The organism is Mesorhizobium denitrificans (assembly GCF_003403035.1).
GTDB classification, from domain to species: domain Bacteria; phylum Pseudomonadota; class Alphaproteobacteria; order Rhizobiales; family Rhizobiaceae; genus Mesorhizobium_G; species Mesorhizobium_G denitrificans.
On record NZ_QURN01000003.1, the window covers coordinates 171,732 to 195,869 of the forward strand.

General features: G+C 59.1%; 27 protein-coding genes. 4 read left to right on the plus strand and 23 right to left on the minus strand.

Translation table 11 applies throughout. The annotated features are described in order from the left end of the window. From rnhA to coxB, 11 genes are all read right to left on the minus strand, one after another. Positions 1–450, minus strand: a complete 450-nt coding sequence (gene rnhA, locus DY251_RS04235) for a ribonuclease HI (RefSeq protein ID WP_116622614.1) — start codon at positions 448–450, stop codon at positions 1–3. Further along, positions 447–1,412, minus strand: coding sequence for a homoserine kinase (locus tag DY251_RS04240; protein WP_116622615.1), 966 nt, complete (start codon positions 1,410–1,412; stop codon positions 447–449). Before DY251_RS04240 ends, rnhA begins: the two co-directional genes overlap by 4 nt. Before the next feature lie 33 nt (positions 1,413–1,445). Further along, a complete protein-coding gene (gene ispH, locus DY251_RS04245; protein WP_116622756.1) occupies positions 1,446–2,450 on the minus strand; it encodes a 4-hydroxy-3-methylbut-2-enyl diphosphate reductase in 1,005 nt (334 codons plus the stop codon). Positions 2,451–2,498: 48 nt separating this feature from the next. Next, positions 2,499–3,254: an SURF1 family protein gene (locus tag DY251_RS04250; RefSeq protein WP_116622616.1), complete on the minus strand. Its 756-nt coding sequence runs from the start codon at positions 3,252–3,254 to the stop codon at positions 2,499–2,501. Next, positions 3,251–3,643: a DUF983 domain-containing protein gene (locus DY251_RS04255; protein WP_116622757.1), complete on the minus strand. Its 393-nt coding sequence runs from the start codon at positions 3,641–3,643 to the stop codon at positions 3,251–3,253. Before DY251_RS04255 ends, DY251_RS04250 begins: the two co-directional genes overlap by 4 nt. 94 nt (positions 3,644–3,737) lie before the next feature. After that, complete coding sequence (locus DY251_RS04260; protein WP_116622617.1) at positions 3,738–4,619, minus strand: cytochrome c oxidase subunit 3; 882 nt, start codon at positions 4,617–4,619, stop codon at positions 3,738–3,740. A gap of 1 nt (position 4,620) precedes the next feature. Further along, a complete protein-coding gene (locus tag DY251_RS04265; protein ID WP_116622618.1) occupies positions 4,621–5,229 on the minus strand; it encodes a cytochrome c oxidase assembly protein in 609 nt (202 codons plus the stop codon). A gap of 8 nt (positions 5,230–5,237) precedes the next feature. Beyond that, the gene (locus tag DY251_RS21595) at positions 5,238–5,402 is read right to left on the minus strand and encodes a hypothetical protein (RefSeq protein WP_170971305.1); all 165 of its coding nucleotides are present in this window, start codon (positions 5,400–5,402) and stop codon (positions 5,238–5,240) included. Continuing rightward, positions 5,402–6,346 carry a heme o synthase gene (locus tag DY251_RS04270; RefSeq protein ID WP_116622619.1) on the minus strand — a complete coding sequence of 315 codons (945 nt, stop codon included), beginning with the start codon at positions 6,344–6,346 and terminating at the stop codon, positions 5,402–5,404. Before DY251_RS04270 ends, DY251_RS21595 begins: the two co-directional genes overlap by 1 nt. A gap of 68 nt (positions 6,347–6,414) precedes the next feature. Next, positions 6,415–8,067, minus strand: a complete 1,653-nt coding sequence (gene ctaD, locus DY251_RS04275; RefSeq protein ID WP_116622620.1) for a cytochrome c oxidase subunit I — start codon at positions 8,065–8,067, stop codon at positions 6,415–6,417. Between the two features lie 36 nt (positions 8,068–8,103). Beyond that, complete coding sequence (coxB, locus tag DY251_RS04280; RefSeq protein WP_116622758.1) at positions 8,104–8,967, minus strand: cytochrome c oxidase subunit II; 864 nt, start codon at positions 8,965–8,967, stop codon at positions 8,104–8,106. Positions 8,968–9,347: 380 nt separating this feature from the next. On the opposite strand from coxB, the gene DY251_RS04290 reads away from it, so the two are divergent. The 3 genes from DY251_RS04290 to DY251_RS04300 all read left to right on the plus strand — a co-directional run bounded on the left by DY251_RS04290 (position 9,348) and on the right by DY251_RS04300 (position 12,018). Further along, positions 9,348–9,827, plus strand: coding sequence for an invasion associated locus B family protein (locus DY251_RS04290; protein WP_245415864.1), 480 nt, complete (start codon positions 9,348–9,350; stop codon positions 9,825–9,827). A 68-nt stretch (positions 9,828–9,895) separates the two neighbouring features. After that, complete coding sequence (tldD, locus tag DY251_RS04295) at positions 9,896–11,311, plus strand: metalloprotease TldD (protein WP_116622759.1); 1,416 nt, start codon at positions 9,896–9,898, stop codon at positions 11,309–11,311. Further along, entirely contained in the window at positions 11,311–12,018 is a 708-nt protein-coding gene (locus DY251_RS04300) for an NAD-dependent deacylase (RefSeq protein ID WP_116622623.1), read from the plus strand. The genes tldD and DY251_RS04300 overlap by 1 nt, the downstream gene beginning before the upstream one ends. A 98-nt stretch (positions 12,019–12,116) precedes the next feature. On the opposite strand, the gene DY251_RS04305 is transcribed toward DY251_RS04300, so the two are convergent. The 8 genes from DY251_RS04305 to aroC form a co-directional block, all read right to left on the minus strand. After that, a complete protein-coding gene (locus tag DY251_RS04305; RefSeq protein WP_116622624.1) occupies positions 12,117–13,358 on the minus strand; it encodes a class I SAM-dependent RNA methyltransferase in 1,242 nt (413 codons plus the stop codon). Then, positions 13,355–14,113: a TlyA family RNA methyltransferase gene (locus DY251_RS04310; RefSeq protein WP_245415851.1), complete on the minus strand. Its 759-nt coding sequence runs from the start codon at positions 14,111–14,113 to the stop codon at positions 13,355–13,357. Before DY251_RS04310 ends, DY251_RS04305 begins: the two co-directional genes overlap by 4 nt. 50 nt (positions 14,114–14,163) lie before the next feature. After that, a complete protein-coding gene (gene dxs, locus DY251_RS04315; RefSeq protein WP_116622625.1) occupies positions 14,164–16,077 on the minus strand; it encodes a 1-deoxy-D-xylulose-5-phosphate synthase in 1,914 nt (637 codons plus the stop codon). A 79-nt stretch (positions 16,078–16,156) separates the two neighbouring features. After that, positions 16,157–17,077 (minus strand): pirin family protein, encoded by a 921-nt coding sequence (locus DY251_RS04320; RefSeq protein WP_116622626.1) that lies wholly within the window; start codon positions 17,075–17,077, stop codon positions 16,157–16,159. 32 nt (positions 17,078–17,109) lie between these two features. Continuing rightward, positions 17,110–17,361: an exodeoxyribonuclease VII small subunit gene (locus DY251_RS04325; RefSeq protein WP_116622627.1), complete on the minus strand. Its 252-nt coding sequence runs from the start codon at positions 17,359–17,361 to the stop codon at positions 17,110–17,112. A 3-nt stretch (positions 17,362–17,364) separates the two neighbouring features. After that, positions 17,365–18,294 (minus strand): histone deacetylase family protein, encoded by a 930-nt coding sequence (locus DY251_RS04330; RefSeq protein ID WP_116622628.1) that lies wholly within the window; start codon positions 18,292–18,294, stop codon positions 17,365–17,367. Positions 18,295–18,348: 54 nt separating this feature from the next. Then, positions 18,349–19,446: a 3,4-dihydroxy-2-butanone-4-phosphate synthase gene (gene ribB / locus DY251_RS04335; protein WP_116622629.1), complete on the minus strand. Its 1,098-nt coding sequence runs from the start codon at positions 19,444–19,446 to the stop codon at positions 18,349–18,351. 15 nt (positions 19,447–19,461) lie between these two features. Next, a complete protein-coding gene (aroC, locus tag DY251_RS04340; protein ID WP_116622630.1) occupies positions 19,462–20,562 on the minus strand; it encodes a chorismate synthase in 1,101 nt (366 codons plus the stop codon). A 172-nt stretch (positions 20,563–20,734) separates the two neighbouring features. Between aroC and DY251_RS04345 the strand changes: the two genes are divergently transcribed. Then, positions 20,735–20,980, plus strand: coding sequence for a DUF1344 domain-containing protein (locus DY251_RS04345; RefSeq protein WP_116622631.1), 246 nt, complete (start codon positions 20,735–20,737; stop codon positions 20,978–20,980). 122 nt (positions 20,981–21,102) lie between these two features. Here the strand turns inward: DY251_RS04345 and DY251_RS04350 are convergent, their stop codons facing one another. The 4 genes from DY251_RS04350 to DY251_RS04365 form a co-directional block, all read right to left on the minus strand. Then, positions 21,103–21,702, minus strand: a complete 600-nt coding sequence (locus DY251_RS04350; RefSeq protein ID WP_245415852.1) for a histidine phosphatase family protein — start codon at positions 21,700–21,702, stop codon at positions 21,103–21,105. Between the two features lie 16 nt (positions 21,703–21,718). Then, entirely contained in the window at positions 21,719–22,537 is an 819-nt protein-coding gene (gene fabI / locus DY251_RS04355) for an enoyl-ACP reductase FabI (RefSeq protein ID WP_116622633.1), read from the minus strand. An 83-nt stretch (positions 22,538–22,620) separates the two neighbouring features. Beyond that, positions 22,621–23,550: a DnaJ C-terminal domain-containing protein gene (locus DY251_RS04360; protein ID WP_116622634.1), complete on the minus strand. Its 930-nt coding sequence runs from the start codon at positions 23,548–23,550 to the stop codon at positions 22,621–22,623. A gap of 88 nt (positions 23,551–23,638) precedes the next feature. Continuing rightward, entirely contained in the window at positions 23,639–24,022 is a 384-nt protein-coding gene (locus DY251_RS04365) for an RT0821/Lpp0805 family surface protein (RefSeq protein ID WP_116622761.1), read from the minus strand. Between the last annotated feature and the right edge of the window lie 116 nt (positions 24,023–24,138).

Sequence of the window (24,138 nt, forward strand, 5' to 3'; positions counted from 1 at the left end):
TCAGGAGCCGACGCGGGTCTTGAAAGGAGCCATGCCCTCGCGCGCAAGCTCGTCCGCACGTTCGTTTTCCGGATGGCCGGCGTGGCCCTTCACCCAGTGCCACGTGACTTGATGGCTCTTTCTGGCTTCGTCCAGCGCCTGCCAGAGTTCAGCGTTCTTCACCGGCTTCTTCGCCGCTGTTTTCCAGCCATTGCGCTTCCAGCCCTCTATCCAGCCGGAAATACCATTTCGGACATATTCGCTATCCGTATAAAGATCGACGGCACAGGGCTGCTTCAGCGCGCTGAGCGCAGAGATTGCCGCCATCAACTCCATGCGATTGTTGGTGGTTTCGGCCTCGCCACCCTTCATTTCCTTCACCGCGCCATTGAAGCGCAGGATCGCGCCCCAACCGCCCGGCCCCGGATTGCCTGAACAGGCGCCATCGGTGAAAATTTCAACGCGCTTCACAGTTTCAGACCATATTCATCAGCAGATTTGATCGAGCGGTGGAAGCGCATTTTCCGTAGATATTCAAGCGGGTCCTTCTTCACGACAAGGCTGCCTTCCGGCGTATTCAACCAGTCATAAAGTCTTGTCAGCATGAAGCGCAACGCAGACCCGCGCGCGAGCAGAGGCAACGCTTCAGCCTCTGCCGAGGATAGCGGGCGGATGGCCGTGTAAGCGTTCAGCAACGCCATCGCCTTGGTTAGATTGAAGGAATTGTCTTTCTCGAAGCACCACGCATTCAGGCAGGTGGCGACGTCGTAAGCCAGAATATCCGTGCAGGCGAAATAGAAATCGATCAGGCCCGACAGTCGCTTGCCGAGGAAGAAAACGTTGTCCGGAAAAAGGTCGGCATGGATGACGCCGACAGGCAGGCCTTTCGGCCAATGCGCCTCAAGGTCAGCCAGATCAGCCTCGACCTCCGCGCCAAGCCCCGGCTCCACCTCATCCGCACGCTCCGCCGCGCGGTTCCACAGCGGACGCCAGGCATCGACCGTCAGGCCGTTGCGTCGCCTCATCGGGAAGTCCGCGCCGGCCAGATGCATGGCGGCGAGGCCAGCACCAAGTTCGCGGCAATGCTCGACCGTGGGGCGACGCATCCACATACCTTCAAGGAATGTGACCAGCGCACCCGGACGGCCTGCAAGCTCCCCAATCATGGCGCCGCTGCGCTGCTTGACCGGCAACGGGCAGCGGATTCCCTTGTCGCTGAGATGCTGCATCAACCCCAGGAAAAAAGGCAGATCATTCGGGTTCACGCGCTTTTCGTAAAGGGTGAGGATGTATGCGCCGCTGGCAGCATGCACGAGGAAATTCGAGTTTTCGACGCCTTCCGCGATGCCCTTGTAGGACAGCAACTCGCCGATGTCGTAATCCTTGAGGAATTCCGCAAGTTCGACTTCCGAAATATCGGTGTAGACGGCCATCAGTTCATTGTCCGGTGAACGAAGCGAGCGGAATTACGCGCCATTGACGAATGCCATGTCCTGGGCCGTGAGTTCAACATCACGCAACACGCGCATGACCGGAAAATCTTCGGTTTCCTCCGCCGTTATGGCGAGTTCCAACCGCACATCGAAACGCTGGCGGAAGCCGGCAATGATCTCATCCACCAGAATTTCCGGGGCCGACGCGCCTGCGGAAAGACCGAGCACCGATATGTCGCCGATTTCATGCCACGGGATATCGGCGGCGCGCTGGACCAGCAGCGACATGCGCGCACCTGCTCGCTCGGCAACCTCGACCAATCGCCGCGAGTTGGAAGAATTCGGCGCACCGACGATGAGGAACAAATCCGTGCCGGGTGCGGCCACCTTGACAGCTTCCTGCCGATTGGTCGTGGCGTAACAGATGGACTCCGCCGCAGGCGCATGAAGCAGCGGAAAACGCTGTTCGAGCGCTTCGATCAAATGGGCGGTGTCTTCGACCGACAGTGTGGTTTGCGAGACAAAACCCAGCGCAGCAGGGTTTTCCGGCTGGAACTCGCGGACGTCTTCAAGTGTCTCGATCAACGTGACGGAGCTTTCCGCGAGTTGGCCCATTGTGCCAATGACTTCGGGGTGTCCGGCATGACCGATGAGCAGAACGTGGCGACCGAGCCGCTGATGGCGAAGCGCCTGCTTGTGGACCTTGGACACCAACGGACAGGTCGCGTCGAGGTAAAAAAGATTACGCGCTTGCGCATCTGCCGGGACGGATTTCGGAACGCCATGTGCAGAGAACACAACCGGCGCGTCGCGATGGTCCGATGGAATTTCATGAAGCTCTTCGATGAAGACCGCGCCGAGGTTTTGCAGCCCTTCAACGACATAGCGATTGTGCACGATCTCGTGACGGACATAGACCGGCGCGCCATATTTCTTCAGCGCGAGCACCACGATCTGGATTGCGCGATCAACACCCGCGCAAAAGCCGCGAGGACCGCAAAGGCGGATCGTCAGCGCGTTTCGTTTTTGGTTGTGCATGGCATCTGTCATGGTCAGGCGGGACATGGGGGGCAGACGCCCTGCCTGTCAAGAGCGCGCGGCGCGTTGTCGATAAAGCCACACACCCACAACCCCAGCGAGAGCCGCCGCCAGCCCATACCATGTGACCGCGTATTGCAGGTGGCTGTTCGGCAGGTCGATGATTGTGACGCCGCCATGAGGCCAGCCGCCTGGATTCGGCGCGTCGTTTGCATCTATGAAAAACTGGAGGACGTTGGTGTCCGCGGGCAAGCCGGAACTGGCGGCCATTGCGTCCAGATCCTTCCAGTAGAAAATGTTCTTCGCGATATCATTCTCAGGAACAAACGAGCCGGGCTTGGCGTGGAGGCGGTTGCGGGCCAGACCCGTGATCTCGACCGGCCCTGCGACCTGCCCTTCCGCGCGCTTGGCGGGGTCTTTCATATCATAGGGCACAAAGCCACGATTGACGAAAATATAGCGACCGTCTTCCAGCCGCAGCGGCGTGTAGACGTTGAAGCCGCTATCGCCATCCCATGTCGTGAAGAAATGGCGCTCGCCGGAATGCTCGAACGTGCCTTTGACGATGACCGGCTGATAATCGACGTCACCCGTTTCGGCGAGTTGGCTTTCGATTTCCTGCAGCGGCTTCGGCGCAGATGTGGTGCGGCTTTCGATGCTTTCAATCAGCGCCTCTTTCCAGTGAAGGCGCTGCACCTGCCACGTGCCAAGGCCAACAAGAATTGCAAACGCGATAGCGCTGGCGAGAAGCACCGGCAGCTTGCGCGGTGCCCGCTTCGCGGTCGAGGTGGTGATTTCGGTCATTTGCCTTGGTCGATCCGACCTTCAGACGCCTTGTTGGCATATTGCAGCGTAATGAGCACGCCCTTGATGAGCCTGAGCGCGGCGAGGCTTAGCACAAGCGTTAGCGGTATCCAGAGCAGAAAGTGTACCCAGAGCGGCGGACCATAAGATGTTTCCAGCCAGAGCGCCAAACCAACAACCAGAAAGCCGATGATGAGAATGACGAAAACTGCGGGGCCATCACCCGCGTCAGCGAAGGAATAATCCAGCCCGCAAATACCGCAACGTGGTTTCACGGTGAGCAGTCCGGAAAACAGATGCCCCTCGCCACAGCGTGGACAGCGACCTCTCAGCCCGGCATTGATCGGCTCGACCGGTGGCCAATGCGCCTTATCTTCATGTGTGCTCATAACCGACTCCGGATCAGGATAATCGCAGGGGCGAGCTTTGAAATGCAATGGGCGGCCGCGCAAGGCGACCGCCCATAATTTTTTTGCAGTTCGATCAATGTCCGTGCGCGATAACTGCGCCATGCGACGCCCAGACATAGATGGACGCGAAGAGGAACAGCCAGACGACGTCAACGAAGTGCCAGTACCAAGCCGCAGCTTCGAAGCCGAAATGATGCTTCGGCGTGAAGTCACCCTTCATCGCACGGATGAGGCAGACGGTCAGGAAGATCGTTCCGATGATGACGTGGAAGCCGTGGAAGCCTGTGGCCATGAAGAAGGTCGCGCCATAGATCGAGTCTTTGAAGCCGAACGGAGCGTGAATGTATTCATAGGCCTGCACGAAGCTGAACAGAACGCCGAGGCCGACGGTGAGTGCAAGACCCCAGACCAAGCCCTTGCGATCGTTTTCCAGAAGCGCGTGGTGCGCCCAGGTTACAGTCGTGCCGGACAGCAACAGGATGACCGTGTTGTAGAGCGGCAGGTGGAAAGGATCGAGAACTTCGATGCCCTTCGGAGGCCAAACGCCACCGGTAAAGGTGGTGCGGGCGTACTGAACGGCCTCGCCGGGGAAAAGGCTGGCGTCGAAGAAAGCCCAGAACCACGCGACGAAGAACATCACTTCAGACGCGATGAACATGATCATGCCGTAGCGCAGATGCAGCGAAACGACGCGCGTGTGATGACCTTCCTTGCCTTCCTTGATCGTGTCCGACCACCAGGCAAACATGGTGTAGAGAACAATCAACAGGCCGATGAAGAAGAACCAGGGATTGGCGACGTTATATCCGAAGATCGGAACGTTTCCGCCGCGCATATACTGCATCCACATGACGCCACCGAGCGCCATGATAAGCGCGCCAAGCGAGGCCAGCGCGGGCCACGGGCTGGGGTCGATAATGTGATAGTCGTGATGTTTGGCGTGCGCTTCAGCCATTTCAACCCCCGAGCTTCGTCGATTCCTCTTCCGCATTGGGTGCAGCAGCCAACGGCTTCGCGTCAATGGGGAAGAATGTGTATGAAAGAGTAATTGTGCGAATATCCTTGAGTTCCGGCACATCCACGATGGCCGGATCCACATAGAATACAACAGGCATGTCGATCGCTTCGCCAGGCTTCAACGTCGTATCCGTGAAGCAGAAGCACTCGACCTTATTGAAATATGCCCCGGCGAGTTCCGGAGTGACATTGAAGGTCGCGCGACCGCTGGCCGTATGCTTCGACCAGTTGCTCGCCTTATATTCGGCCTTCACGGTTTCGCCGATGCGCATGGTGATCGCGCGCTGCGACGGCTCGAACGTCCATGGCAGACCGCCCATCTTGTTGGCGTCGAACCGTACGGTGATCTGACGGTCCAAAATACGGTCCGAATATTGATCCACACGCTGCGTCGTGCCGCCATAACCAGTGATCTGACAGAACATCGCGTAAAGCGGCACGGACGCATAAGCCAACCCTATCATCCCAAAGAAAACCGCGCCGCAAATCAATGCGGTGGTCCGCATTCTGCGCTGGCTTTGCTGGCTGATCTGGGGAGCTTCGGCCATTGTCTATCTCACATTGACCGGTTCAGGATCGCCGGGCCGAGCCGGACGATGGACGCGACGTAAACGAGGATTACGAACAGCGCCAATGCAACGCCGATAGCGATGTTGCGGTTGCGACGCGCTTTGAGCTGCGCTTCGGTCGGCGTGATGGTTTCGAGCTTGTCCACCGCCATTATGCTCCCGCCGCCGTCATTGCACGTTCGACGATGCTGTCAGCAAGATAGGCTGCGAACAGACCGAACAAATAAAGCAGCGAGTATCCAAACAGCGCCTTGGCCGGCTTCATCTTGCGGTCGTCCGGCGACATGCGCAGAACCTGCCAGGAATACCAGACAAAGCCCGCGCCGAGTAACACCGCGACCAAACCATAGGCAGCGCTGGCGAAGCCAAAATACCAAGGCAGCACACCGACGATTGCGACCAGCAACGCGTATGCGAAAATCTGCTTGCGGGTAGATTCTTCACCAGCGACGTTCGGCATCATCGGGATCCCTGCGCGCTCATAGTCGCCTGACTTGAACAGCGCGAGCGCCCAGAAATGCGGCGGGGTCCAAAGGAAAATGATGAGAAACAGGATGACGCTTTCGAGGCTGATATTGCCCGTGGCTGCGGCCCAACCAATCATCGGCGGAAACGAGCCCGCCGCACCACCGATGACGATGTTCTGCGGCGTCCACCGCTTCAACCACATTGTGTAGATGACGGCATAGAAGAAGATCGTGAAAGCCAGCAACCCGCCGGCGATCCAGTTCACGAAAACGCCCAGGGTGAGCACGGAAAGTGCCGACAATACCAGGCCGAATGCGAGAGCTTCGCCCGGCTTAACCTTGCCCGCAGGAATTGGTCGCGTGCTGGTGCGGGTCATGACCGCATCAATGTCCGCGTCGTACCACATGTTCAAAGCGCCAGAGGCGCCTGCCCCAATCGCGATGGATATGATTGCGGTGATCGCGGTCATTGGATTGAGCGGAACGGGCGCGGCAAGCATGCCGACGAACGCCGTGAACACGACAAGCGACATCACCCGCGGCTTCAAAAGCGCGAGATAGTCCGAAGCCGTCGCTTCCGAAAGCTGGAAGCCCGACGCTTCGTAACTGTCCTTTTCAAGCAATGCCATGCGTACTCAAACCGCTCCGTTTGGCAGAAGCCGCCGGACTGACCGACGGCTTCATCTTCAGTTCCCGCTTACTTGATGCGGGGCAACTGTTCCCACTGATGGTAGGGCGGCGGCGACGGAAGCTGCCACTCCAGCGTCGTAGCGCCTTCACCCCACGGATTTGCACCCGCAACGCGCTTCTTCGAGAAGGCATCGAAAATGCCATAGAGGAAGATGAACACGCCGATGAACGAGATGTACGAACCGTACGACGAGACCAGGTTCCAGCCAGCGAACGCATCCGGATAGTCGATATAGCGGCGCGGCATGCCCGCCAGACCAAGGAAGTGTTGCGGGAAGAAAATCAGGTTCACGCCGACGAACGTTACCCAGAAGTGCGTGCGCGCAATAAACGGCGAATACATGTAGCCGGTCATCTTCGGGAACCAGTAATACCAGCCAGCGAAGATAGCGAACACCGCACCAAGTGACAGAACGTAGTGGAAGTGCGCCACGACGTAGTAGGTGTCATGCAGAGAGCGATCAAGGCCAGCATTGGCGAGCTGAACGCCCGTGACGCCACCAATCGTGAAGAGGAAGATGAACCCGATTGCCCACAGCATCGGCGTGCGCATCGAAATAGAACCACCCCACATCGTGGCGATCCACGAGAAGATCTTCACGCCGGTCGGAACTGCAATCACCATCGTGGCGAACACGAAATAGCGCTGCGTGTCGAGCGTCAGGCCTGTCGTGTACATGTGATGTGCCCACACGATGAAGCCGACCGCACCGATTGCCACCATCGCATAAGCCATGCCGAGATACCCGAACACCGGCTTGCGCGAGAAGGTGGACACGATGTGGCTGACGATGCCGAAGCCCGGCAGGATCAGAATGTACACTTCCGGATGACCAAAGAACCAGAACAGATGCTGGAACAGGATCGGGTCGCCACCGCCATCCGGCTGGAAGAAGGTGGTGCCGAAATTGCGGTCAGTCAGAAGCATGGTGATGCCACCTGCCAGAACCGGCAGCGACAGCAACAGCAGGAACGCGGTGATCAGCACCGACCAGGCAAACAGCGGCATCTTGTGCAGGGTCATGCCCGGCGCGCGCATGTTGAAGATGGTGGTGATGAAGTTGATCGCGCCGAGGATCGAAGATGCACCAGCAATGTGCAGCGACAGGATCGCAAGATCGACAGCCGGTCCGGGCGACTGGGTGGAGAGCGGCGGATACATGGTCCAGCCACCACCGACGCCGTAGCTTCCGGTCGGACCCGGCATGAAGATCGAAAGCAACAGGAGGCCGAGAGCCGGAGGCAGAAGCCAGAAGGAAATGTTGTTCATGCGCGGGAATGCCATATCCGGCGCACCGATCATGATCGGCACCATCCAGTTGGCGAACCCACCGATGAGCGCGGGCATGACCATGAAGAAGATCATGACCAGCGCGTGAGCGGTGGTGAACACGTTGAACATCTGCTTGCCACCGTCGATGGCGGCGTCTCCTTGAAGCCCGTAAACCATCTGGGCAAGACCGGTGAAAATCTGGATGCCCGGCTCAGCCAGTTCCCAGCGCATCATCACCGAGAGGAAGCCGCCAATGCAGCCTGCCACGATGGCAAAGATCAGGTACAGCGTACCGATATCTTTATGGTTGGTCGAATAGACCCAGCGGACCCAGCCCTTGGGCTTGTGATCGTCATGATGGTCATGAGCTGCTGCAGCGCCTGCCATGTTCCGCTCCTTACCTTATTCTTTCTGCTACAACTGCTACTGAGCCGAAGCCAGCTTGCTAGCGCCGTCCACCGCTGCCATCAGCGCCTTGTTAGCACCGCCCAGATCGGTTTTGGCCGCTACCAGCCATGTGTCATATTGTTGTTGGCTGACCACGCGGATCGCGATCGGCATAAAAGCGTGATCCTTGCCGCAAAGTTCGGAACACTGGCCGTAATACAGCCCTTCCTTCTCCGGCTTGAACCAGGTTTCGTTGATGCGGCCCGGAACAGCGTCGGTCTTCACACCGAATGCAGGCATTGCAAACGCGTGGATAACATCCGCCGCAGTGACCAGCACGCGGGTCGTTACGTTCACCGGAACGACGACTTCATTGTCGACAGCCAGAAGGCGCGGATACCGAGCCTTGTCGGACTTGCCGGCAGCCTCGCGATCACTGTCCTGCAGCAGTGCCGAGTTGAACGAAAGCGGATCTTCGACCTGATATTCGTAATCCCAGTTCCACTGGTTACCTGTGGCCTTGATGGTCAAGGCGGGCTCTTCTTCCGGCGTGTACTGCGCCGTCAGCAACTGGAAGGACGGTACCGCAATAAAGAGCAGAACAATGACCGGCCCGACGGTCCAGATGACCTCGATGAGCGTGTTATGGCTCGTGCGTGACGGGGTCGGGTTCGCGCTGGCGCGGAACTTGAAGATACAATAGGCCAGCAGAAGGAGCACAAGCGACGTAATCGGAATGATGAACCACAGCGTGTAGGCCTCAAACCACTCGATTTGCCGCATGATGCCCGTTGCCGGTTCCTGCATCCGCATCTGCCAAGGATGTGGCTGATCCGCATGTGCAAGGCCGGTGAAGAGCAATGCACCGCTGGCCATCAGGCCCGCCAGAAACCTTCTCATCGTGAACGTGTCTCCCATTCTCCAGGTCTTATCCCGGCGATGCAAAAAGCAAAAAGCATCCCGGCCGGAATCCTCGACCTTCTAACGCGGTTCAAACCATACTCCGATCCCATCCGCAAGAAAGACACCGCGCGCCCTATGCGGCATTTTTGCGCGCTGTGGACTGCCGCGCTTCTGTTGAAGCTGCCCACGGTTTGGCAAAGCTCTATGAAAAAGCCCTAATTCCGGCAAATTTCACTATAAATCATCACTACGTATCATGCTGCGGTTGACGACAGTGATGCGTCCTTTATTGGGCTCTCATACCAACCTGCTCGCAGTGATTCGGCAACGGAGCTGTCATGAAATTCAGGCTTTTAAAACTCCTGCCGCAGGCCGCCATGACGCTTATCCTGCTCATGCCCGCGGTCGCGCAGGCCCAACAGCCGCCCAAGGGAACCGTCAAATCCACGCACGGTTCGTGGTCCATCGTGTGCGACACGCCAGCGGGCGCAACCGCAGAACAATGCGCGATGATGCAGAATGTCGTGGCTGAGGATCGCCCGGAAGTGGGGCTTTCGGTCGTCGTGCTGCGCACAGCAGATAATAAAGCGGAAATTCTGCGCGTGCTTGCGCCGCTCGGCGTATTGCTGCCTAACGGTCTTGGGCTCAATGTTGACGGCAAGGATATTGGCCGCGCCTATTTCGTGCGCTGCTTCCAGGACGGCTGCTATGCCGAGGTAATACTGGAAAAGCCGCTGCTGGACACGCTCAAGACCGGCAAATCGGCTACCTTTATCGTGTTCCAGACGCCCGAAGAGGGAATCGGCATTCCTGTCGATCTCAAGGGCTTCGGCGAAGGTTTTGCGCAACTGCCATAAGATGGCCTCTGGATTGACGCGCGGCGCGGGCTTACATGGGCGGTAAGTTCAATTCCGCGAGGCGCGTCATGGCCAAATCTCTGCTGCAACAATTCGATGTGTCCGAAGATCGCCTCAAGCGGATCGTGGCCGATACGATTCGCGACGCGGATGATGGCGAGCTTTTTCTGGAGCAATCCGAAGGCGAGGCGCTCGTCTTTGACAATGGCCGACTGAAAACCGCCAATTTCAATACGTCCCAAGGATTTGGCCTGCGTGCAATTGCCGGCGAGGCCAGCGGCTACGGGCATTCGGGTGAATTGTCCGAAGCCGCACTGTTGCGCGCCGCCGACGCGGTGTCTGCTGTGAAAACCGGATATTCCGGCACGCTGGCCGCAGCACCGCAGCGCACGAACCGCCACCTCTATGGCGAGGAAAATCCGATTGCGGAGCCGGGCTTTGCCGACAAGGCCAAACTCTTGCACGAGATCGATGCATGGGTGCGCGCGAAAGACCCGCGCGTGCGGCAGGTTACGGCTTCGCTCGCGGCATCATGGCAGCATGTCGAAATTCTGCGCGGCGACGGTCAACTCGTCAGCGATATTCGTCCGCTGGTGAGAATCAATATCGCCGTCGTGGTTGGCGAAGGCGACCGGCAAGAATCGGGTTCGCACGGCATGGGCGGCCGCAAGGCGTTCGGGGAATTTCTGACTGAAGAGAGCTGGAAATTCGCGGCCGATGAAGCGCTGAGGCAAGCGCTGGTGAATCTGGATGCCATCCCTGCCCCGGCGGGTACATTCGACATCGTGCTTTCGAGCGGCTGGCCGGGTGTTATGCTGCACGAAGCAGTCGGCCACGGGCTGGAAGGCGATTTCAATCGCAAGAAAACGTCTGCGTTCGCAGGCCTGTTGGGTCAGCAGGTGGCCGCTAAAGGCGTTACCGTGGTCGATGATGGCACGATTGCGGAACGGCGCGGTTCGTTGACCATCGACGATGAGGGCACGCCCTCGGGCTATAATGTGCTGATCGAGGACGGCAAGCTGGTCGGCTATATGCAGGACCGGCAGAATGCGCGACTGATGGGCATGGAGCCGACCGGCAACGGGCGGCGCGAATCCTATGCGCATCAACCCATGCCGCGCATGACGAACACCTACATGACGGCGGGCGATCACTCGCCGGAGGAGATTATCGCCTCTGTGAAAAACGGCATCTATGCCGTCTCGTTCGGCGGCGGACAGGTGGACATTACCAGCGGCAAGTTCGTGTTCGGCTGCACCGAAGCCTACATGATCGAGGACGGCAAGGTTACGCAGCCGATCAAGGGCGCAATGCTGATCGGCAACGGGCCGGACGCCATGCATCGCGTGACGATGGTGGGCAACGACCTCAAGCTGGACACCGGCATCGGCATGTGCGGCAAGGGCGGTCAAGGCGTGCCGGTCGGTGTCGGGCAGCCACACCTGCGCATGAATCAGATCACCGTCGGTGGCACGCGCACCTGATGGCGCGAACGCAATCCATCGTCATTTTGACTGGCGCGGGAATTTCTGCCGAATCTGGCGTGGATACGTTTCGCGATAAGGACGGCATCTGGTCGAAATATGATTATCGCGACGTGGCGACGCCGGAAGGGTTCGTCCGCAACCCGAAAATGGTGTTCGACTTTTACAATATGCGCAGGCGCGGATTGGCGAAGGTCAAGCCGAATGCCGCGCACGAGGCGCTCGCGCGGCTAGAACAGGAGTTTTCGGGAGCGTTTCTGCTGGTTACGCAGAACATCGACAATTTGCACGAGCGCGCCGGTTCGCGGAATTTGATTCATATGCATGGTGAACTGGACAGCGCCCTGTGCAAGGTGTGCGAATGCAGAAGCGACTGGCCCGACGATATGGAACAGGGTTCATCCTGTCCGGCGTGTGGGACGGTCGGTTATTTGCGGCCCGATGTCGTATGGTTCGGCGAGATGCCCTATCAAATGGACCGCATCCACGAGAGCCTCGCCGGGTGCGATCTGTTTCTATCCATTGGCACGAGCGGAAATGTCTATCCCGCGGCTGGATTTGTGGATTTTGCGCGTGCGCACGGCGCGCATACGGTGGAATTGAATCTGGAGCCATCCGAAGGGCACAGCGTTTTTCACGATGCGATTCATGGCAAGGCAACGAAAATCGTGCCGGATTATGTCGAGCGCATTTTGATGGGGTTGTAGGGTTTTAAAATATCCATCCCCGCAAGGAACAGGGGTATGGGATCAGACTCAAATACCCCTCATCCGGATGAGGGGTGAGAAAATTTTGGAGGCGGGCGTTAACGTCGACGCTTTGGCTTTTCCAGAAGTGCAACGGCCTCGACATGTGGCGACCATAAAAACTGGTCGATCGGCGTTACCGAAGTGAGCCGATAGCCGCCGTCGATCAGGATGCGAAGATCGCGCGCCAAGGTCAGCGGATTGCACGAAACCGCCGCGACGAACGGCACGTCCGAACGCGCAATCTGCTTGGACTGATCTTCAGCGCCAGCGCGCGGCGGATCGAACACCACGCCGTCAAAGGCGTTCAACTCCTTGAACATCAACGGACGGCGGTGCAGGTCACGACGTTCGGTCGTGACGCGCTTCAATCCGCTTGCAAAGCGAAATCCACGATCAAGCGCTGCGAGCGCAGCAGCATCGCCTTCGACTGCGAGGACTTCCGATTTGCGCGCGAGGCGCAGCGCAAAAGCGCCCGCTCCGGCGAAAAGATCGGCGACCTTCTTCGCGCGCTGTATGTGCTGCAGCACCAGTTCGACCATCGCGTTTTCGGCTTCCGCAACCGCCTGCAAGAAGCTGCCGGGCGGCGGTGTGACGGAGGTATCGCCAAAGTGAATCACCGGCTTGCTGGGCTCGACGATGATCTCATCATCAATGGACAAGCGTGCGAGGCGCTTGCTGAGCGCGAATGCGCTCAACGCACCGCGCCTTTTGTCGGTGATTTTGCCGACGCCGGAAGCGCAGACATCCAGCCCGCTGGCCGTACGCGTGACGGTGAGGTGAAAGGCTTGGGTGGCTTCCTCGAACTGGGCGGCGAGGTCGCGCAGCATGGGCAGCGCGCTTTCGATTTCCGGCAAAACGACCGGGCATTCCTCAATGTCGATGATGTGATGAGACAGCGCTCGGTTATAGCCCAGAACTGCGCCATTGATCGTGCGGCGCGCCGAGAAAACCGCACGGCGGCGAGAGCGCGGCGGGCAAGGAATCAGATCGCCAACCGTAGTGTCGATGCTTTTGGCGCGCAGCGCATCCACGACCTTTTCGCGCTTCCACGCACGATACGCACCTTCTTCGAGATGTTGCAGCGCGCAGCCGCCACACTCGCCAAAGTAACGGCAAACGGGATCGACACGCTGCGGCGATGGCTCCAAGACTGCGATGAGCGTCGCGCGGTCTTTTTCGCGCGCCGCAGTGACCGTCTCGCCAGGCAACGTGAATGGAATGAAAACCGCCCCGGTTTCGGTCTGGGCAATGCCGTCGCCTTGTGCGCCGAGCCGTGAAATGGTGAAGCGCGTGCTCATTTTTCCTTGATCCCGCCGAGCAGAAATTCGCGGTTGCCGTCGCCGCCTTCGAGTGGTGATACCATCAACCCGACCGAGCGCCAGCCGGGGACGCCATCGAGCCATTGTCGAAGGTCTTGGGCAATGCGTGGGCCGTCCGACTCATTCTTCAGCAAGCCGCCCTTGCCTATCGCATCGCGGCCCGCCTCGAATTGCGGCTTGACGAGAAACACGCCCCGCGCGCCGGGAACTGCGAGCGCCAATGCAGGCGGCAGCGCCAGTTTCAGCGAAATGAAACTCACATCGCTGACGATGAAATCCGGGTTTTGGCTTTCAAGATCGGCAAGCGCGAGGTCGCGCGCGTTCAGCCCTTCGCGCACGGTGACGCGCGGATCGTTGCGGATGGGCTCAGCGAGTTGGCCGTGGCCGACATCAATGGCGCAGACGTGGCGCGCGCCGCGCTCCAGAAGCACCTGCGTGAAGCCACCCGTGGATGCGCCAATGTCCAGCGCGGTCGAGTTTGCGGGATCGAAATTGAACGCATCGAGCCCCGCGACAAGCTTCAAAGCGGCGCGCGAAACATAGGGCAAGGCCGGATCGCTGACCGCGATTTGCGCGCTTTGCGCAACACCCTGCCCCGGCTTGCGCGCGGGTTCGCCTTCCACGGTGACGGTGCCGCGCTTGATCGCATCTGCCGCGCGCGAGCGACTGGCAAAGAGGCCGCGCTGAACGAGAAGTTCATCCAGACGCAGGCGATTTTCGGAAGCGTGGACCACGAATGTGCCTTACGGACCAATGATTTGCGGAATCAGCCTGAGCTTTTGATTCAGGCGCGAGCGGCCTGTTCAACCTGCCCCAAGGCGTTGAATACCGTGCGAACGATGCCCGCCGCATCAAGCCCCGCATTGGCATACATTTTTTCGGGCTTGGCCTGATCGGTAAACTCGTCCGGCAGCACGAGCGGGCGAACTTTCAAGCCATGCTCCAACATGCCATTGGTGGCGAGATAGTGCAGCACCTGGCTGGCGAAGCCGCCTATAGAGCCTTCTTCGACCGTAATCAGCACTTCGTGCTCGCGCGCGAGGCGGCGGACGAGATCCTCATCCAGCGGCTTGGCGAAACGGGCATCGGCCACGGTGGTGGACAAACCGGCGGCGTCCAATTCCTCGGCAGCTGCGACGCAATCCGAAAGGCGGGTGCCGAAGCTCAGCAGCGCGACTTTCGTTCCCTGCTTAATGATGCGGCCCTTGCCGATTTCCAGCACGGCGCCGCGCTCGGGCATATCGACGCCGACACCGTTGCCGCGCGGGTAACGGAAGGCAATCGGACCTTCATCATAGGCGGCGGCGGTGCGAACCATGTGGCGCAACTCTGCCTCATCCGCAGCGGCCATGACGACAAAGCCCGGCAGCGAGGCGAGATAGGTTGTGTCGAACGCACCGCAATGGGTCGGGCCATCCGCGCCGACAAAGCCCGCGCGGTCAATCGGGAAGCGGACCGGCAGTTTCTGGATCGCGACATCATGCACGACCTGATCGTAAGCGCGTTGCAGGAAGGTCGAGTAAATCGCGGCGAATGGCTTGTAACCCTCGCTGGCAAGCCCCGCCGCGAACGTAACCGCATGTTGCTCGGCAATGCCAACATCGAACGTGCGGTTCGGGAAAACCTCGCCAAAGAGGTCGAGTCCCGTGCCGGACGGCATAGCAGCGGTGATGGCGACGATCTTGTCGTCGTGCCGCGCTTCTTCGATCAGGCTTTCGGCAAAAACCTTGGTGTAAGCGGGCGCGTTGGCGGGAGCCTTGGCCTGCGTGCCGGTGACAACATCGAACTTGTTGACGCCGTGATACTTGTCGGCGGATTCCTCGGCGGGGCCGTAACCCTTGCCCTTTTGCGTAACCACATGAACGATAACCGGGCCGTCATGATTGTCGCGGACGTTTTTCAAGACCGGTACGAGGTGTTCCAGATTGTGACCATCAATCGGCCCGACATGGAAGAACCCCAATTCCTCGAACATTGTGCCACCGGTGACATAGCCCCGCGCGTGCTCGACAGCGCGGGTGATGGCGCGGTCCATGCGCTTGCCGAGATAAGCGGTGAGCTTTTTGCCGAAATCGCGGATGCTGAGATAGGTTTTGCCCACAGCAAGACGCGCGAGATAGCCGCTCAACGCGCCAGTCGGCGGTGCAATCGACATATCATTGTCGTTGAGAATGACGATCAGGCGCGAGCCAAGTGCGCCGGCATTGTTCAAAGCCTCAAAGGCCATGCCAGCCGACATCGCACCATCGCCAATGACGGCGATGACATTGTTGCTGCCGCCCTGCAGATCGCGCGCGGCGGCCATGCCAAGACCAGCCGAAATCGAAGTTGATGAGTGCGCCGCGCCAAACGGATCATATTCGCTTTCGGCGCGCTTCGTGAAACCGGAAAGGCCGTCTTCCTGACGCAGCGTGCGCATGCGGTCGCGGCGACCCGTCAAAATCTTGTGCGGATAGGCTTGATGGCCGACATCCCAGATCAGCCGATCTGCCGGTGTGTTGAAAACATGATGCAAGGCAACCGTGAGTTCGACGACGCCAAGCCCCGCGCCAAGATGGCCGCCCGTGTGCGAGACGATGTCGATCAGCTCAGCACGCAACTCCTCGGCAAGCTGCGGAAGCTCGCTTTCATTCAGCTTGCGAAGGTCTGCGGGGGTTTGAACCCGGTCCAGCAGCGGGGTATTGGGTGGCGATTTCACTTAGTTCGGTGTCTTTTCAATAGAAGTCATAAGGAGATAATCGTCGTTTCACTCAAAGTAAATGTGCGGCGTTGCCGCTTCAGCTTTCCGGCAATGGGATGAACTCTTCCTCATCGCCCGGAACAATGTCGAAACTGCCCGTCTTCCACTCGTTCTTGGCCTGCTCTATGCGTTCTTTTGATGACGAAACGAAATTCCACCAAATATATCGTGGAGAACCCATCGTAGCGCCACCGAAAAGCATGAAATGCGCGCCGCGCTCGGACGAAACGACGATCTCATCACCGGGCCGGAAAACAAGAAGCTGGTCGGGCGCGAATACGTCGCCCGCAATCGAAACCTCTCCGTCCAGCGTGTAGATCGCGCGTTCTTCGGCAACGGCAGGAATACGGAACGAACCGCCAGCATCCAGAGAAACATCCGCATACAGCGTATCGTGATGGGTTGTGACAGGCGCCTTCAGCCCTTCCAGCTCACCGAGGATCAGCCGACCTTGCGCGCCGTCCGTTTGGAAAGTCGGCAGCTTGTCGCGCGTTGTATGCTCAAATCCTGGGGCGATTTCTTCCTTTGCCTCCGGCAGAGCGAGCCATGTTTGCAAACCGGATATTGCTTGCGGACTGCCGCGCAATTCTTCCGGCGAACGTTCCGAATGCACAATTCCGCGACCGGCGGTCATGAGATTGACGTCGCCGGGCTGGATGACCATTTCGGTGCCCAGCGAATCGCGGTGGCGAATGTTTCCGTCAAATAGATAGGTGACGGTGGACAGGCCGATATGCGGATGCGGGCGCACATCCAGCGCCTGATCGCCGCGCAAAACCGCCGGCCCCATGCGGTCGAAAAAGATGAAGGGGCCGACCATGCGGCGCTTGGCTGAGGGAAGCGCACGCCGCACGATAAGCCCGCCGACATCGTGCGAACGGGGGATCAGCATCAGTTCAATCTGGTCACAGGCGAAGGCGTCACCCGGATTCGGATCATTTCCCGGAAAGAAACTCATGCGACTTCTCCCTTACTCCAATTGAGGGAAATCTACTCCGCGTCCAGTGGTTCGGTGCCGGCAGGTTTGCCATCACGCGAAAGCCGGATTTTCTCAACCTTATCCTCAGCGGCCTTGAGCAGCCTGGCGCAATGCGCCTTTAACAATTCGCCGCGCTCATAAATGCGGATGGACTGATCCAGCGGAACTTCGCCGCGCTCCAGATCGTCCACGATCTTCTCAAGCGCCTCAAGCGCCTGCTCGAAGCTCATGGCGGCGATGTCCTGATTTGCGTCCTGCGTCATTCCCTATCCCTTCATGAGCCGCTTTACGTGCGCACCGACCGAAAAGGCCAATCCCTGCAAATCGTAGCCGCCTTCCAGCAGGCTGACCAAGCGGTTGTTGCTGTGGCGCTCGGCAATGTCCATCAACTGGCCGGTCGCCCAATCAAAATCGTCTTCCGTGAGATTGATCTGCGCGAGTGGGTCGCGGTGATGCGCATCGAATCCGGCGGAGATTATCAGCAGGTCCGGGGCGAAATTGCGAATGGCCGGAAATACGCGCGAACGCATGGCCTCGCGGAACAGATCGCTGCCGCTGTCAGGCGAAAGCGGGGCGTTGACGATGTTGTTTTTCAGGCCCGTCTCGTCCTTCGCGCCAGTGCCGGGATAAAGCGGAATCTGGTGCGTGGAGAGATAGAGCACGGACGGGTCGTCCCAGAAAATATCCTGCGTGCCGTTACCGTGATGAACGTCCCAATCCATGATCGCGACGCGCGAAATGCCGTGTTTCTTTTGCGCATGGCGGGCGGCGATGGCGGCATTGTTGAACAGGCAAAAGCCCATCGCCGTGGTTTTTTCCGCGTGGTGGCCTGGCGGACGCGCAGCGACGAAAACATTGTCGGCCTGACCGGTAAAAACATCGTCCACGGCAGCGGTAGCCGCGCCGACCGCAGTTAGCGCCGCCTCCCAGCTTTTGGGGCTGACATAGGTGTCCGACTCAATCTGGACGATGCCTTCCTCTGGTATCTTGCTGCGTTGATTCTCGACGTGAGATTCCGGGTGGGCGAGCAGGATGGACGCCTCATCGCCCATTGGCGCTTTCTTGCGGTCGAGATGCTCATAGCCGATGTCTTCCAGATGCGCCTCGATGGCGCGAATGCGATCCGGCCTTTCCGGGTGGCCGGAAGGCGTTAGATGCTCCAGAAAGATCGGGTGCGTGTAGAGGCGGGTTGTCATACGGCTAACATAGGGCGATGCGGCCCTTCCCGCCACGCAAAAGCGGCGATTTACTCAGAGAATTTCAGTGCGCAAAATCCGAATGCCAAAGCCTTCCAGACCGACATAGTGGCGCTCACGCGAGGCGATCAACTCAATGGAGCCAATGCCAAGATCTTTCAGGATTTGCGCGCCGAGGCCGATTTCACGCCATTCGCTTTCGCGGCGAAGTGCTTCCTCATGGCTCTCACCATCGGTTGCAAGGCGCGAGCGCTTGCTATGGCCGACGCCGACCGAGCCCTCGCGGAGATAAACAATGACGCCCCTGCCCTTGGCAGCGATGGCTTGCATGATGGTGTCCAGCCGCGGAACCGTGCCGAACACATCTGCCACGACATTTTCCGGGTGCAGGCGGACCGGGACGTCTTCACCGTCGCGAACATCGCCGAACACGATGGCGAGGTGCTGCATGGGGTCCCACGGCAACGTGTATGTGTAAGCCTTTGCCTTGCCCGCAGGCGTTTCAATGTCGAAACACGCCACGCGTTCAACCAGCGTTTCCTGACGTTGGCGATAGGCAATCAGGTCTGCGACGGAAACAAGTTTCAGGCCATGCTTTTGGGCGAAATCGACGACCTGCGGCCCGCGCGTGACCGTACCGTCGTCGTTCACCAGCTCGCAGATAACGCCGACGGCGGGCAGGCCGGCCAGCTTGCAAAGATCGACGGCGGCTTCGGTATGGCCCGAGCGCATCAACACGCCGCCCTCGCGGGCGATGAGCGGGAAGATGTGGCCGGGGCGCACGAAATCGCTCGCGCCGACATTGCCGTTTGCGAGGTTGCGAACCGTCAGCGTGCGGTCGTCGGCAGAAATGCCGGTTGTGGTTCCGTGTTTGAAATCGACGCTGACTGTGAAGGCGGTAGTGTGGGCGGAATCATTGTCCGCAACCATCGGCGCAAGGTTCAGGCGGCGCGCGTCGTCGCGGGTCATGGGAGTACACACGATGCCCGACGTGTGGCGCACGATGAACGCCATTTTCTCCGGCGTGCAGTGGACCGCAGCGACGATAAGATCACCTTCGTTTTCGCGCCCATCATCATCCATGACGACAACAATCTCGCCGCGCTCGAAAGCGCGCAGAGCTTCAACGATTTTCTTCTGATCGTAGGACATGGGCTTTCCGAAAGTTTACACGCGGCCGGTCTGGCCGCGATGGCGCAGATAGTGATCTGCGATGGCACAGGCGACCATCGCTTCGCCGATTGGCACCGCACGGATGCCGACGCAAGGGTCGTGACGACCCTTGGTGACAACCTCAACTTCGTTGCCGTCCCTATCAATGGAGCGGCGCGGAGTGAGGATCGACGATGTGGGCTTTACAGCAAAGCGGGCCACAACCGGCTGGCCGGTCGAGATGCCGCCCAGAATGCCGCCCGCATTGTTTGACAAAAAGACCGGCTGGCCGTCGTTGCCTATGCGCATTTCGTCGGCGTTCTGCTCGCCGGTGATGCGCGCGGCCTCAAAGCCGTTGCCGATTTCCACGCCCTTCACGGCGTTTATCGACATCAGATTGCTGGCGATATCCTGATCCAGCTTGGCGTAAATCGGCGCGCCGAGGCCCGCCGGAACGCCATCCGCAACAATCTCGATGACCGCGCCAACGGATGATCCCGACTTGCGAATGCCATCCAGATAGGTGGTGAAAACCGCGACAGAAGCCGGGTCCGGCGTGAAGAATGGGTTTTCGCCGTCGCGCACGAAATCCCAATTCCAATTCGCCCGGTCGATGGATTTTTTGCCCATTGAAATGAGCGCGCCACGTATGGCGAGGCCCGGCACGACTTTTCGCGCCAGCGCGCCAGCAGCCACGCGAGCCGCAGTTTCCCGCGCCGACGAACGCCCGCCACCGCGAAAATCACGCACGCCATATTTCACGTCATAGGCATAGTCCGCATGGCCGGGACGATATTGCCGCGCGATTTCGCCATAATCCTTCGAGCGCTGATCGACATTTTCGATCATCATCGAAACCGGCGTGCCGGTCGTTATCATCGTCTCGCCGTCATCATCCATGATGAAGCCGGACAGGATTTTGACTTCGTCAGGTTCGCGCCGCTGCGTGACGAATCGCGACTGGCCCGGACGACGGCGATCCAGATCCGCCTGTATTTCCGCGCGCGTGAACCGGATGCCCGGAGGGCAGCCATCGACAACGCAACCCAAAGCCGCGCCGTGGCTTTCGCCCCAGGTGGTCACGCGGAAGAGATGGCCGAACGTGTTGTGAGACATGGAGTTTTCTTGGCCGAATGAGCAATGCTTCCCGCCTTCTATTGGGGTTTTCCACCGCGGTCAAACGAGTGTGTATGTGCGCATGATTGGCTTGGCTCATAATTTCTGACACATTTATAATATTAGCTATTCGCCATCATTCACGTCGACAAGAAAAAGATAAGAGAAGCAGATGCGCTTTGTGTTGACCCTCGCCGCCGCTCTTGTGTCCGTTACCACTGCCTTCGCGGCCGATACCGAGGGCGAGATCAAGAAAATCGATGCCGACAAGGGGACGATCACACTCAGCGACGGCAAGACCTACAAGCTACCCGGCGAGTTCGACGTCGCCTCGCTCAAAGAGGGAATGGATATCGTCATCTCCTATGACAAGGTGGATGGCGAAAACCTCATCGCCGATATGCAACTGCCGGATTGAGCGGTGCCGGAGCGGTGTTGCTGTCCATCAGGTAGATTTGGCGCGGGCTGATCAATACCCCTCATCCACCTGCCGGCACCCTCCCCCTTGAGGGAGAAGGTGCCGCCAAGCGGATGAGGGAACTAGAGCCAGTTAAGAGCGCCGTTTTCCAACCGCAGAACGCGATCTTGCGGGATCGCGAGGTCGGCAGCTTCGGACTCGCTCACGCCGCTCGCCAGCCGGAAAATCGCACGCAATATGCCGCCATGCGCGACGCAAACTGTCGGCTGGCTGATCGAATCAAACCACGGACGCATACGCGTCAGCAGCATTTGATAGCTCTCGCCGCCCTCACCCGGTGGCACCATGTTCCATTTGTCGGCGCGACGACGCCGAAACATGTCCGGCGCGGAACCCTTTAGGTCGGCCAGGCGCTGGCCTTGCCAATCGCCAAAATGCACCTCGACCAAGCGAGGATCAGTGCGGAAATCATCCACATCCAACCCCATTTCACGCCGTACGATCTGCATGGTTTCCACCGTGCGGCGCATGGGGCTGGCGACAAAATCGACGGTTTCCGGATGCGAGATGAGATCGCGCAGGAGTCTACCGTTGCGCTCGGCCTGCATATGCCCGATCGCATTCAGATCGACTTCGTTCTGCCCTTGAAAGCGTCCCTCGGCGTTCCAGTCGGTCTGACCGTGGCGAACGAAATAGACCAGCGGCTTCGGGAGGTCAGGCACTTTGGCGCGGGCTTCCTTATTCCTTGACCACCGAAATGTCCGGCGCATCGACGGCTTTCATGCCGACGACGTGATAGCCGGAATCGACGTGATGAACCTCGCCAGTCACACCTCGGGACAGGTCTGACAGAAGATACAGGCCAGCGTCACCCACTTCCTCGACAGAAACGGTGCGCTTGAGCGGCGCGTTGTACTCGTTCCATTTCAGGATGTAGCGGAAATCGCCAATGCCGGAAGCGGCCAGCGTCTTGATGGGACCGGCGGAAATAGCATTGACGCGGATGTTCTTGGAGCCAAGATCCACGGCCAGATAGCGGACGCTTGCTTCAAGCGCGGCCTTGGCAACACCCATGACGTTATAATGCGGCATGACTTTTTCAGCGCCGTAATAGGTGAGCGTGAGCAGCGAACCGCCATCGGTCATCAGCTCTTCGGCGCGCTTGGCGATGGTGGTGAAGGAAAACACCGAGATGTCCATCGTCATGAGGAAATTGTCACGCGTCGTATCAACATAACGACCGTCAAGCTCATCCTTGTTGGAAAAGGCGATGGCGTGAACGAGGAAATCGAGCTTGCCCCACTTCGACTTGATGCCATCGAACACGGCGTCGAGGCTTGATTCGTCAGTGACGTCGCAATGGCCCGCCAGTTCAGCGCCGAGTTCTTCCGCAAGCGGCTCGACACGCTTCCTGAATTGCTCACCCTGATAGGTGAGCGCGATTTCCGCGCCCTGTGCAACACAGGCCTTCGCGATGCCATAGGCGATGGAACGGTTATTCGCGACGCCTAGGATGAGGCCGCGCTTGCCGGCCATCAAGCCCTGTCCTGCTGCCATTTTGAGAGACTCCAGACTGAATTTTGGATCAGCGAGCCTATCGCACAGGCGCACGCGACCATCAAGCGCGCAACTTCAATCGATTACGATGCCGTTTTGCGCAGCAACTCTTCCAGCGCCGGGTCACCGCCCGTGGGCAACATTATGCGAACATGCACGTAAAGGTCGCCGTGACCACCGCTTTTGAGCGGCAAGCCTTTGCCCTTGAGGCGCATGATCTTGTCTGAACTGGACCAAGCCGGAACCTTTATGCCAAGCCTGCCAGTTGGTGTTTCGACCGGCGCGGTTGCGCCCAGCACGGCGTCCCGCAGCGATACGGGAAGGTCGACATGAAGGTCGCGCCCATCGACACGATAGCGCGAATGGGTGCGCAACCTGATCTTGACCAGCGCATCACCAGCGCCGCCCGGACCATGCATACCCTGCCCTTTCAGGCGGATGGTCTGGCCGTCCTCGACGAAGGCGGGCAACTTTACCGCGAGCTTGCGGCCATCGGGAAATTGCGCGCTGACCTTGGCGGCGGTGGCCATTTCTTCCACAGAAATATCAAGCGTGACGGAAACATCCTCACCTCGCGGCACGCGCCGCTGGCGCGCATTGGGGCGAGCGCCGCCTCCCGCAAAGGCATCACCGAAAATCTGGCTAAAGATGTCATCCGCATCACCGCCAGCATTGCCGCCGAACGGACGCCCGCCTGATGAACGGAAGTCGAAATGCGAATCGCCGCCGCGCTGGCGGAACGCCGCAAACGGATCGCCGCCACCGGCACTTTCGAAGCCTTGAAACACAGGCTTTCCATCCGGGCCGATTTCGCCACGGTCAAACGCTGCGCGCTGTTTTTCGTCGCCCAGAATTTCGTATGCCTGATTGGCCGTAGCGAAAAGATCTTTCGCCTTGGGATCGTTGGGGTTCTGGTCCGGGTGATATTGCTTGGCCAGCTTGCGAAACGCGGACTTGATGTCCTTCGCAGACGCCGTTCTGGCCACACCCAAAACCTCATAGGGGTCGCGCACTGTCAGTTTTCCAACCTTTCACGGAAGCGTGAATTCTCGCCATCTAATATGCGGTCGACAGCGCAGAAATTCCAGTGGCGTTTATCGATTATGAAGGGGCAAATGCCGTCATCTGCCAGGTGCCCGGCGCAACCATGCACGCCCGCCCCTGATAAAGCGAAATACCGTCGAAGCTTTCGCGCGTGGTGGTGAACTTGCGGCAGACCTGCCCTTGCTGGCTGTCTTCGGTAACCGCGCTTATAGCGCCCCGCGAACCGGTATCCGCATTGGCCCATGCGAGCGGCGCGCCATCGAGGGTGGAAAGGTCAGCCGAGGAAACCGCGTTGCGAACCGTCAGCGCATCTGATTGCGCTTCAGCATCTGGCGCAGGCGGCGTAGGCGCCACTGTGGAGGTGACGATACCTTGATCGACATCCTTGCCGCCGCCGAGCATGGTGGAGGTGCAACCAGCTGTTAACAGCCCAAAAAGCATAAACGCCGCCGCGCCTGACCGACGCATCGCTGGCATTATATTGCTTTTGGTGCGTGGTGCTTGCGCCAATCGCGCCAATAGGCAAACTCCCAAACCGACATCCCTCAAGGGCTATT